Annotated in this window: 10 protein-coding genes; 5 read left to right on the top strand and 5 right to left on the bottom strand. The window is 75.5% G+C overall.

Annotated features, from left to right (window positions below; genetic code table 11):
* The coding region (locus tag ACFV6I_RS32455; protein ID WP_380429200.1) for a GNAT family N-acetyltransferase at positions 1-360 on the top strand (360 nt) is incomplete at its 5' end.
* A 9-nt stretch (positions 361-369) separates the two neighbouring features.
* Here the strand turns inward: ACFV6I_RS32455 and ACFV6I_RS32450 are convergent.
* Complete coding sequence (locus tag ACFV6I_RS32450; protein ID WP_380429197.1) at positions 370-1,260, bottom strand: carbohydrate kinase; 891 nt, start codon at positions 1,258-1,260, stop codon at positions 370-372.
* A 364-nt stretch (positions 1,261-1,624) separates the two neighbouring features.
* On the opposite strand from ACFV6I_RS32450, the gene ACFV6I_RS32445 reads away from it, so the two are divergent.
* The 3 genes from ACFV6I_RS32445 (at position 1,625) to ACFV6I_RS32435 (ending at position 4,853) form a co-directional block, all read left to right on the top strand.
* Entirely contained in the window at positions 1,625-3,100 is a 1,476-nt protein-coding gene (locus tag ACFV6I_RS32445) for a M1 family metallopeptidase (RefSeq protein WP_380429194.1), read from the top strand.
* A gap of 384 nt (positions 3,101-3,484) precedes the next feature.
* Complete coding sequence (locus ACFV6I_RS32440; protein WP_063346063.1) at positions 3,485-4,009, top strand: SigE family RNA polymerase sigma factor; 525 nt, start codon at positions 3,485-3,487, stop codon at positions 4,007-4,009.
* Positions 3,996-4,853, top strand: coding sequence for a hypothetical protein (locus ACFV6I_RS32435; protein ID WP_380429192.1), 858 nt, complete (start codon positions 3,996-3,998; stop codon positions 4,851-4,853). The genes ACFV6I_RS32440 and ACFV6I_RS32435 overlap by 14 nt, the downstream gene beginning before the upstream one ends.
* A gap of 347 nt (positions 4,854-5,200) precedes the next feature.
* On the opposite strand, the gene ACFV6I_RS32430 is transcribed toward ACFV6I_RS32435, so the two are convergent.
* Complete coding sequence (locus tag ACFV6I_RS32430; protein WP_063346065.1) at positions 5,201-6,301, bottom strand: hypothetical protein; 1,101 nt, start codon at positions 6,299-6,301, stop codon at positions 5,201-5,203.
* Positions 6,302-6,611: 310 nt separating this feature from the next.
* On the opposite strand from ACFV6I_RS32430, the gene ACFV6I_RS32425 reads away from it, so the two are divergent.
* Positions 6,612-6,848 (top strand): hypothetical protein, encoded by a 237-nt coding sequence (locus ACFV6I_RS32425; RefSeq protein WP_380429189.1) that lies wholly within the window; start codon positions 6,612-6,614, stop codon positions 6,846-6,848.
* 17 nt (positions 6,849-6,865) lie between these two features.
* Here the strand turns inward: ACFV6I_RS32425 and ACFV6I_RS32420 are convergent, their stop codons facing one another.
* The 3 genes from ACFV6I_RS32420 to ACFV6I_RS32410 all read right to left on the bottom strand — a co-directional run.
* Entirely contained in the window at positions 6,866-8,386 is a 1,521-nt protein-coding gene (locus ACFV6I_RS32420; protein ID WP_380380216.1) for a sigma-70 family RNA polymerase sigma factor, read from the bottom strand.
* A gap of 118 nt (positions 8,387-8,504) precedes the next feature.
* Positions 8,505-9,542, bottom strand: a complete 1,038-nt coding sequence (locus tag ACFV6I_RS32415; RefSeq protein WP_380429186.1) for a CAP domain-containing protein — start codon at positions 9,540-9,542, stop codon at positions 8,505-8,507.
* A gap of 176 nt (positions 9,543-9,718) precedes the next feature.
* A partial coding sequence (locus ACFV6I_RS32410) for a GNAT family N-acetyltransferase (RefSeq protein WP_380429184.1) occupies positions 9,719-10,256 on the bottom strand: 538 nt, incomplete at its 5' end.

Below are 10,256 nucleotides of genomic sequence, written 5' to 3'. Positions count from 1 at the left end.
TGGGGGCTGGCCGGCCCCCCCAGCGACCACCTCGCCGCCCGGGACGGGAACTTCCTGCTCGGCCACTACGCCGGCGCGCCCATGTCTTGCGCGGGGCTGCGCCGGCGCGACGCCGACACCGTCGAGCTGACCCGGGTGTTCGTCCGCCCCTGCCTGCGCGGCACCGGCGGCGGCGCCCGGCTGCTCGCCGCCGTCGACGAGGCCGCCCGCTCGCTCGGCGCCCGGCGGATCGTCCTCGACACCCGCCTCGACCTGGTCGAGGCCCGCGCGCTCTACACCCGCCACGGCTACCGCGAGATCCCCGCCTACAGCAGCGGCCCGTACGCCCAGGTCTGGTACGGCAAGGAGCTGGCCGGCTAGGTCGTGCCCTTAACCCGCCTGCGTCAGGGCGGCCGTCAGCTCCGCCGTCGAGGGCGGGTTGGCGCCGGGGCGGGAGACGGTCAGCGCGGCGGCCGTCACCGCCTGGGTGAGGCAGCCGGCGAGGTCGGCGCCGGCGGCGCGGGCGTGCAGGAAAGCCGCCGTGAAGGAGTCCCCGGCGCCGACGGTGTCGGCGACCGGCACCGGAACGGCTGCGGCCCGCGCGTGCCCGCCCCCGGCGGTGAGCGCGAACGCGCCGTCGGCACCCAGGGTCACCGCGACCACGGCCGGGCCGAGGGCGAGCCAGCGGCGCGCGACCGCCTCCACGTCCTCGCCGGGGTAGAGCCAGGCCAGGTCCTCGTCGCTCGCCTTGACCACGTCGCTCAGCGCCACGCAGCGCTCGACCCGCCGCACGGCCTGCGCCCGCTCGCCCATCAGCGCGGGGCGCACGTTCGGGTCGTAACTGATCTGCGCCCGGCCGCGCCACCGCTCGACCAGCGCCAGCACCGCCGCCGCGCCCGGGTCGGTGACCGCTCCGATCGAGCCGAGGTGGATCGCGCCCGGCGCTTCGGCGAGTTCGGTCGGCGGCAACGTCCAGCCGATGTCGAAGGTGTAGCGCGCCCGCCCCTGCCCGTCGAGGCGCACCACGGCCGAGGGGGTCCGCGCCACCCCCGCGGCCCGGACCACCACCCCCGCCGACTCCAGGTGCGCCCGGATCAGCCGGCCGTTGGCGTCGTCCCCGAGCTGGGTGAGCAGGGTGGCGGGCTGCCCCAACCGGGCCAGGCCGTACGCGACGTTCGCGGGGCTGCCGCCGGGGTGGACGGTGTCCGGGGCGCCATCCGTGCGGACGACGTCGGCGACGCACTCGCCGATCACCAGAACGTGCGAATCGGGGCTGGTCACGGCGGCTCCTGGCATCCGGTACGCGGGCGTCGTCTCGGCCGCCAGCCTACGGGGTGCACCCGGGCATGAAGGACGGCCGCCGGACCTGGCCAGGTTCTCCGACGGCCGTGGCCTCGTCCGTCAGGGGGCGAAGCACTTCGAACGTTAGTCAGCGCGCGGCGGCCCCGCCATCGCTGTAGGCCGTCCGGGGGATGGCCTCGTGTCGACAGCCGTCCGGGCGGCGGCGCCGGGCGGGCGCCCCGGTCCGCTAGGGTCCGTGCCCGGTGCGTCGCGCACGTACCGCCGCCAGGCCCCTCGGGGCCACGACTCCCGAAGTGCGGTGATCGCCCTGTCCAGGCCCCGTCTCGGCCTCGTCCTCCCCCTCGTGCTCAGTGCGGCACTGCTGTCCGCCGGCGCCAGGGCCGCCACCGCCGCGGACGGCCTCGGCGACCCGGTCTTCCCCTCGCTCGGCAACAGCGGGTACGACGCCCTCGCCTACGACCTGTCCTTCGACTACCGGGCCGCTACCCGCACCGTCGACGCGACCGCGGTGATCACCGCCCGGCCGTCCCGCACCCTGGCGCGCCTGGAGCTGGACGCGCTGGGCCTGACCGTACGCGCCGTCCGGGTCGACGGGCGCCCGGCGGAGTTCGCCGCCCACGACGAGAAACTGACCATCACCCCGGCCCGGCCCCTGCACCGCGGCACCACCGCGCGGCTGACCGTCGAGTACACCGCCGACCCGCGCGCCAGGCTCCCGCACACCGGCTGGGTCCCGACCCCGGACGGCTTCGCGGTGGCCGGCCAGCCGGACAGCGCGCACACCGTCTTCCCGTGCAACGACCACCCCAGCGACAAGGCCCGGTTCACCATCGCCGTCACCGCGCCCGACCGCCTGCTGGGCGTCGCCAACGGGGAGTTGGCGCAGACCGAACGGCTCGGCGACGGCCGGACCACCCGGCGGTACGCCTCCCGCGAGCCGATGGCCACCGAGCTGGTGCAGGTCTCCGTCGGGGACTACACCGTCCGCGAGCGCACCGGCCCGCACGGCCTGCCGCTGCGCGACGTCGTCCCGACCGCCCGGGCCGCCGACCTCGAACCCGCCCTGGCGCTCACCGCCGACCAGCTGACCTGGGCCGAGCAGCACCTCGGGCCGTTCCCCTTCGAGACCTACGGCCTCCTGCCGGCCGACACCGACGACCCGGCCGCGTTCGGCTTCACCGGCCTGGAGACCCAGACCCTCACCCTCTACAAGCCGAACTTCCTGCGCCAGCCCGAGTCCGCGATCGGCTCGCACCAGATGCACGAGCTGGTGCACTCCTGGTTCGGCGACAGCGTCTCCCCCGCCAGCTGGGCGGACCTGTGGCTCAACGAGGGGCACGCCGACTACTACGCCCTGGTCTACCGCTACGAGCGCGGCTGGCCGGACGCCTGGGGCCACACCACCCTGGTCGACCGGATGCGGGCCCTCTACCGCCTCGGCGACCAGTGGCGGCACGACTCCGGACCGGTCGCCGCTCCCAGCGCCGCCAAGCTCTTCGACAGCCAGCGCTACACCGGCGGCGCGCTGGTGCTGTTCGCGCTGCGCGAGCGGGTCGGCGCCGAGGCCTTCGACCGGATCGAGCGCACCTTCCTGCGTGAGCACCGGTACGGCACCGCCAGCACCCAGGACTACCTGCGCACCGCCTCCGAGGTCTCCGGCCAGGACCTCTCCGGCTTCCTCACCGACTGGCTGTACGGGCTGCGCACCCCGCCGGTACCCGGCCACCCCGACTGGACGGTCGCCCCGGTGACCTCGGACCCGGCGGCCGCCGCCCGCGGTGTCCCCACCGAGGCGCCGCACGGCTCCGGGACGCTCTGACCCACCGTCGCCCGGCCGGCCTGATCCGCGGTCCGGCCTGATCCGTGGCCCGCCCGATCCGTGGTCCGCCGCCCCCTGCGTCCCACCCGTACGCCCCTGGCGCGCCGCATCGTGCGCCCGGACGCCCCGTGAGCGCCTCTGGCCGGACGGGCCCGACGGGGCCATCGTGGTGCCCACGGCCCGCCCGCCGCCCGGCCGAGTCCCGGCCGGCTCGCGGGCCGTCCAACCTCCCCGCGCCGGTCCGCCGAAAATCCCCGCGCCCGGAAGACAACCCGGAACACCGTCCAGCACGTTCATCAGCTGTGAGTAGGACACCACGATCGCGGCCCAGCAGGCCGCCACGGCTGACAGGGACGGCACGGACACCATGGCGGGGACGGCGGGATGAGGGATGGCACACCGGACTTCGAGGAGTTCGTCTCCGCCTGCGGCCCGAAGATGCTGCGGGTGGCCTGGCTGTTGACCGGCGACCCGCACCAGGCCGAGGATCTGCTGCAGACCGCGCTCGCCAAGGTCTGGCCCAAATGGGACCGGATCTCCATCGACCGGCCCGAGGCCTACCTGCGGAAGGTGCTGGTCAACTGCAACGTCTCCTGGTGGCGCCGCCGCTGGACCGGCGAACTGCCGCACGGCGAACTGCCGGAGCCGCCGCCGGCGAGCGCGGACCCGTACGAAGGGGTGGTGCTCGGAGAGGTGGTCGCCCAGGCCGTCCGTGCCCTGCCGCCGCGCCAACGGGCCGTGGTGGTGCTGCGCTTCTTCGAGGACCTCAGCGTCGAGGAGACCGCCGAGGTCCTGGGCTGCAGCACCGGCACGGTCAAGAGCCAGACGCACCGCGCGCTCGCCGCGCTGCGCGGTCGGCTGCCGGCCCGGGAACTGCTGCTGGCGGGGGGACCTCGTGATCGGTACTGACCTGCTGGACCCGGACGACCCGAGGCCGGACGGCGGTGAGGGCGAGGACGAGCTGCGGATCCTGCTCCACCAGGCCGTACCGGAGCTCGCCACGCCCGAGGACCGGATGGAACGGGTGCGCGCCCGCGCCATCGGCACCCAACGCCGACGGCGGGCCGCCGGGCTCGGGGCCGGACTGACCGCCGGGCTGGTCGCCGCGGCGCTGGCCGCCGCGCCCGCGATCGCGCCCACGCGGGTGCGGGGGGTGGGGGCGGGGCCGTGCGTGGGGGCCGGACGGGCCGAGACGGTGCCGGGCGGGGAGCCTCCCGTTCCGACGGCCGGCGCCGGCGCCAGCGCGACACCGACCATGGTGCCGACGGCCAGGTCCCAGGTCCACTTCCCGTCGTACCCGAACGTGGCGCTCGACCTGCCGAGCGGCTGGTACAGCCAGAGCACCTTCAGCGGCGACCCCCGGAACGGCATCGGCTACCTGGCCAACGGGCCGATCGGCCCCGTGTCCCCCTGCCGGACGGCGGGCATCGCCTGCCCGGGCGACACGCTGTTGCCCGTCGGCGGCGCCCTCCTCACCCTCCGGTTGGTGGACCAACCGGACCTGGTCGGGAAGTTCACCACCTCATCGGCCGTCACCTCCGACATCGCGCTCGACAAGGAATGCCTCACGCTCGGCGGCACCCGGGAACTCATCGGCCACCGGGCCGTCGCCCGGACCGGCACGCTGGTGCTGATCCAGCTGACGGCCTGCATGCGGGTGCCGTCGCACGTGACGATCCAGCAGGTGCAGCAGGTGCTGGACTCGATCCGGGCCGCCGAGGGGAGCAGTCCCTCGCCGACCACGACCCGCTGAGGACCGTCCGGGCCGCGCTGGCCGCCCCGCGTTCAGTGTCAGTGGCTCCTGCTAGCGTCCCGAGCACGATCAGAGAACGGGGGTCCTCTCATGGGTGGCGAGCGGCGACGGGCAGGTGCCGGGGGCTGCGACCGGTGGACGGCGCGGCGGAACGGCGAAGGTGGCGTGGTGGCCCTGCGGGGTGCGGACGTCCTGCCGATCACCGGCGGGCTGATACCCGGGGTCTGGTCGGTCTCCTCGGGTGCTGCCGGGCGGGCGTTCCACCGGTCCTGACGCGGCCGTGACACGACGGTGCGGGCCCGGCGGCCGTTGCCGGGCCCGCACCGGGCGGGTCAGTACCGGGCGGCTCAGTACCGCAGGACGGCCGCGATGTGGCCGCGGGCGTCGAGTTCGCCGGTGGGGACGAACTGCACCTTGGCGCCGGTGTCGAGGGCGCGCTCCACGATCTCGTCGACCATGTCCTCGCGGACGTCGGGCTCACCGGCTGCCGCCGGGACGAGGTGGTTGTCGGTCACCCGGACGGGCTGCCAGTAGTCCTCCTCCACCGCGACCACCGCGGCGCGGCCCTCGGCGACGGTCTGCCAGACCTCGTCGATGCCGGCGGCCAGGCCCTTCACACCCTGGGCCTGGTCGAGGCGCTCGTGCAGCTCGGTGACGGCCTTGCTGCCCTGCTCGGCGACCGTGGACCGGACGGCCTCGGCCACCGCGGCGGCGGCGGCATGGCCGAGGCCGCCGCGCGAGACCTGGGCGGTGGCGCGCTTGGCGGCGGTGCCGACCTCGTCGAGCAGGGAGATCGCGGCGGCCTCGCCGAGCACGTACAGCGGGCGATTGTCGGCCTCCAGCACGGCGGCCAGCGCGGTGTCAGCCGAACGCAGGAAGCGGCGGGTCTCCTCGTCGCGGAAGGTGCTCGGTACGTCCCCGATCCGCTCCTTGCGCTCGACGTCCCAGTCCGGCGGGACCTGGTCGAGCGGGAAGGCGGCACTCGTGTGCTCGGCCAGGTGCGCTCCGCTGCCGCTGAACAGGGCGACCCGGTCGGCGGCGACGGTCAGCACCCAGTAGGGCGCACCGGCGGTGTAGGCGGAGACCAGGTTGCGGGTCAGGAAGGTCTCGGACAGCACGACCCGGGCGGGCACCGGGCGCGGCAGGGACCACACCTGGTGCTCGCCGGGGGCGGCGTAGATCACCAGGCCGTCCTCGGCGTGCACGAGGTCGACCTCGGTGAGCGCGCGGTCCAGCTGCTCGACGACGTCCAGCCGGTCGGCCCGGCTGACCGCCTCGTCGGCGTGCAGCCGGTTCTTCGCCTCGGCGACGAGGTTGCGCAGGCGGACCGGATCCTGGGTGTTGTCGGGCTCGCTGCGGTGGGTGGGCAGCAGAACGGAGACGGCCGGGTAGCGCCGGGGGCGGCGCAGCTCGGCGAGGACGGCTGGCGTGAGCTCGGCTGCGTGCATCGGGTGCCCTTCGTGTCGCGGTGGGGGGTCCTGGTCGATGAGACCGACGTCGATGAGACCGAAAGTGTGGTGATTCAACCGATTTGCCGGAATCATTCCCGACCCCTCCCCATCCCACCGCCCTCCCACGCCTCCCGCCACCGGAAAAGGCCCGGCGCCCGGCAGCCCGTCCGGCGCCCGCGGCGCCGCCGTTCGGCCGACCGGCCGTCACCGGGCTGCGGCTGTGCCACGGCCCCGGCCGCACGGCCACGGACGAGGGAATCCGCCGCCGCCCTCGTAACCCGCCCGGCGGATCGTCGTTGGACCCGCCATGAAGAAGCGCAGCATGCTCGCCGTCGCCTCGCTCGCCGTGGGTTTCGTGGCCTCGCTCACCGCACCGAGTGCGCACGCCAGTGCCGTCGGGGGGCAGGACGGAATGTCCGGGTCGCTGACCAGTGCGCCGGACGCGTTGCCGGGGCAGGTCGGGGACGCGGGCGGCGTGGTCGGGGAGGCGACCGGGTACGTGACGGGCTCGGCCGACGGACTGGTCGGTGTCAACCCCGCATAGCTCGCAGCAGCGCGGCGTCAGGGCAGCTGGGCGCCGAGGTCCTGGGTCCAGTAGACGCCGGCGGGGCCGGTGGCCAGACCGATGCCGACGTCCTTGAAGCCGCAGTCCAGCATGTTGGTCTGGTGGATGCCGCCGTCCATCCAGTGGGCGACCACCGTGGCGGGGGACGTCGGGCCCCGGTCGAGGTTCTCGCCCCACTGGGACCAGCGGTAGCCGACGGCGGTCAGCCGGGCGTCGGTGCGGACACCGTCCGGGTTGACGTGGTCGAAGAAGCCGCGGGCGACCATGTCGTCGGCGTGCTTCTGGGCGGCCGTGTGCAGTCGGGGGTCGATCCGCAGGGGGGCGCAGCCCACCTTGCCGCGTTCGGCGTTGACGAGGTCGACGAGTTGGCGCTCCGGGCTGGGCGGCGGCGGGGCCACCGACCGGGTGGCGGTGGGTGACGGCGTGGCCGTCGCCGTCTCGCTGGGGGTCGGCGTGGGCGTGGCCGCCAGCGTGACCGGGGCGGAGGCCGGGGTCGCGGTGGGCACCGGGGCGGCGGGAGCGGCGGCCGGGGTGGTGGGTTCGGGGGCCGCCTCCAGCGGGGTTTCGGCGGGGTGCGACCAGACCAGGGCGAGGGTGGTGACGGTCACCACCGCCACCGCACCGCTCGCCAGGACGGCCTTGCGCGCGGCCGTCCCGGCCCAACCACCATGGGTGCTCGCGGCGGTCGGGGCGGCGGTGGCGACGGTGGCCGCGGTGTGCTGGAAGTGCAGCAGCGCGGGCGAGCCGAGCGGGATCGGCACCAGGGCGAGGCCGGCCAGCAGCCCTTCGGCGGGGAAGAGGTCGCGGCCGAGCCGGTCGCAGGTGGCGCAGCCGCGGATGTGGCGGGCGATGCGCTTGCGCCACACGGAGTTGGGGGTGCCGTCGAAACCGGTGGTGACGTCGGCGAGTTCGGGGCAGCGGGGGTAGGCGCCGAGGGCGCGGACGACGATCCGGCCGGCTTCGAGCTGCTTCTTCATCCGCTGCACACGGACGGCGGTGTGCTGCGGGGTCAGGTCGAGGGCTTCGGCCAGTTCGGCGCGGGTGAGTTCGCCGCTGGCCTCCAGCCACCAGAGGGCGAGGAGCTCGCGGTCGTCGGGGTCGAGCCAGCGGGTGGCCTCGGCGACTTCCCGGCGCTGGCCGGAGAGGCCGAGGCGCAGGACGGTGAGGTCGGTGAAGTCGGCCCTGGGGTCGGCGAGTTCCCAGGTCTCGTCGAGGCCGCCGACGGTGGGCTGCTGCTGGCCGGCGGCGTGGCGGCGACGGATCTGGTTCATGGTGATGGCGACCAGCCAGGAGCGGAAGGACTCCGGCTCGCGCAGCCCGTCCAGGCCGTCCAGGGCGCGGATCATGGTCTCCTGGGCGACGTCGTCGACATCGGCGTGACCGTCCAGGGCGCGCCCGGCGACGTTGTAGACGAGCGGCAGCCAGGCGGCGACCAGCGCCTCCTGGGCCTGCCGGTCGCCCGCCTGGGCCGCGCGTACCAGGGTGGTCCCGGTCCTGTTCTGCACGTCAGCGTTCATGGTCCGCACTCCGTCTTGCCGTGTTCCGTTCGCCGCTGCCTCCTCGGAGACCTGTGGTGAGTGATCAGATAACAACAATTTGCGCGGAATCGGAAAACGGGCCCTGCCGGAGGGCCGGTCAGGCCGGGGCCGCGAAGACCTGGGTCCACCAGGGGCCGCCCGAACCGGTCCGCACACCGACCCCGAGCTGCTTGAACGCGCAGTTCAGGATGTTCGCACGGTGACCGGGGCTGTTCATCCAGGACTCCATCACCGCGGCCGGGTCCTTCTGGCCGCGGGCGATGTTCTCGCCCCAGGTGCTCCAGCGGTAGCCGGTCGCCTCGATGCGGTGGTCGGCGTGGTCTCCGTCGGGGCTGGCGTGGTCGAAGTAGTTGCGGTCCGCCATGTCGTCGCTGTGCGACTGGGCGGCGCTGGCCAGCCGGGGCTCGGCGCTGACCGGGCCGCAGCCGGCCTTGGCACGTTCGACGTTGACCAGGTCGACGACCTGCTGGGCGGAGGAGGGCGCGGCGCCGCCGCCGACCGGGGTGGGCACCGAGGCGCTCGTAGGGGCCCCGGTGCGCTGCGCGGCGGCCGGGGTGCCGGTGGGCTTGGCGGGAGCGGGAGCGGTCACGGGCGTGCTCGGGCCCGGCTTCCCGGTGGCCGTCGGGGTCGGCGTCGCCCTCGCGGTCGCCGGGGCCGTCGGGGACGCCGGGGCGGCGGGAGTGGTCGCGGCAGCACTGGCCGGAGCCGACGCCGGGTCGGTGGCGGCCGAGGTGGCCGGGGTGACCGACGGCGCGGCGACGTCGGGGCCCGCTCCCCCGGCGCCGGGGACCTGGATGCCATCGTGGGTGCCGGCCTCGGCGGCTATCAGGGCGGCGTCCGCCGCCATCGCCTGGCCGGTGGTGTCCCGGTCGGCCTGCTTGCCGCCGTAGGCCGCGTAGCCGGCGCCGACCAGGGCGGCGAGCAGTCCGGTGCCAGCCACGGCGGCGGCGACGGCGGCGACCGGACCGACCGGGCCGCGCCGTCGGGCCCGGCGGCCCCGGCCTCCGGGGCGTTCCGTGTGCCGCTGGGCGGCCCGGCGCGCGGCGCGGCCGCCGGGTCGGCCGGAAGCTCCGCTCCGTGCACCGCTCTCGGCACCGATCGCCGGGAGGATGGTCGTCCTGTCGTCGCTGTTCACGTGCCCACGCTTTCTGTCCGGGTCGGCGGGTCGGGTGCCGACACCTGGGAGACCGCCCGGCGGCGCGCCGATAACAGAAAGTCCGAACGAATGTCCGGCACCAGGATCACGGGCCCGGCCGCGACCGCACCCGGGGCCCGCTCCCGAGGCCCGCCCTCAGGCCGCCCGGACGCGGGTCACGGGGCGTCCGGGGCCATGTCGTAGGTGACGAACATGGTCCGGGTGGCGACCTGGTCGTACTTGCTGCGGGCGCGGTGGTTGTCGTCGGCGGTGATCCAGCGGACGGTGTTCCAGCCGCGCTCGGCGGCGATCGCCCGCAGCCGGGCCAGCAGCTGGTCCACCGCTCCGCCGCCGCGCACCTCGGGCGCGACGAACAGGTCGTCGAGGAAGCCGCCGACGGCGCCGTGCAGGGGGCGGGCGAAGGGGCGGTAGTGGGCGAGCCCGACCGGCGTGCCGTCGCCGTCGCGGACCAGCAGGCCCTCCAGTTCGTGGTCCGGGTCGTGGAGCCAGGACCAGACCAGTTCGGCCTTCTCCTCCGGCATCGGCACCCGGTAGAACGCGCAGTAGCCACGGAAGAGTTCGCGCCAGGCGGGGTAGTGGGGGGGGGCGCGGGCCGCGCCCCCCCCCCGCCGCGGGGGGGGGGTGTGCGGGGGCGCACCGGCGGGGGGGCCCCGGCGGGGCGGGGCGCCGCGGGGGGGCCGCCCCGACAGCGCC

Source organism: Kitasatospora sp. NPDC059803, assembly GCF_042732255.1.
Taxonomy (GTDB): Bacteria; Actinomycetota; Actinomycetes; order Streptomycetales; family Streptomycetaceae; genus Kitasatospora.
The sequence above is the reverse complement of the archived record's forward strand: the minus strand, read 5'-3'. Positions and strand labels throughout refer to the sequence as shown.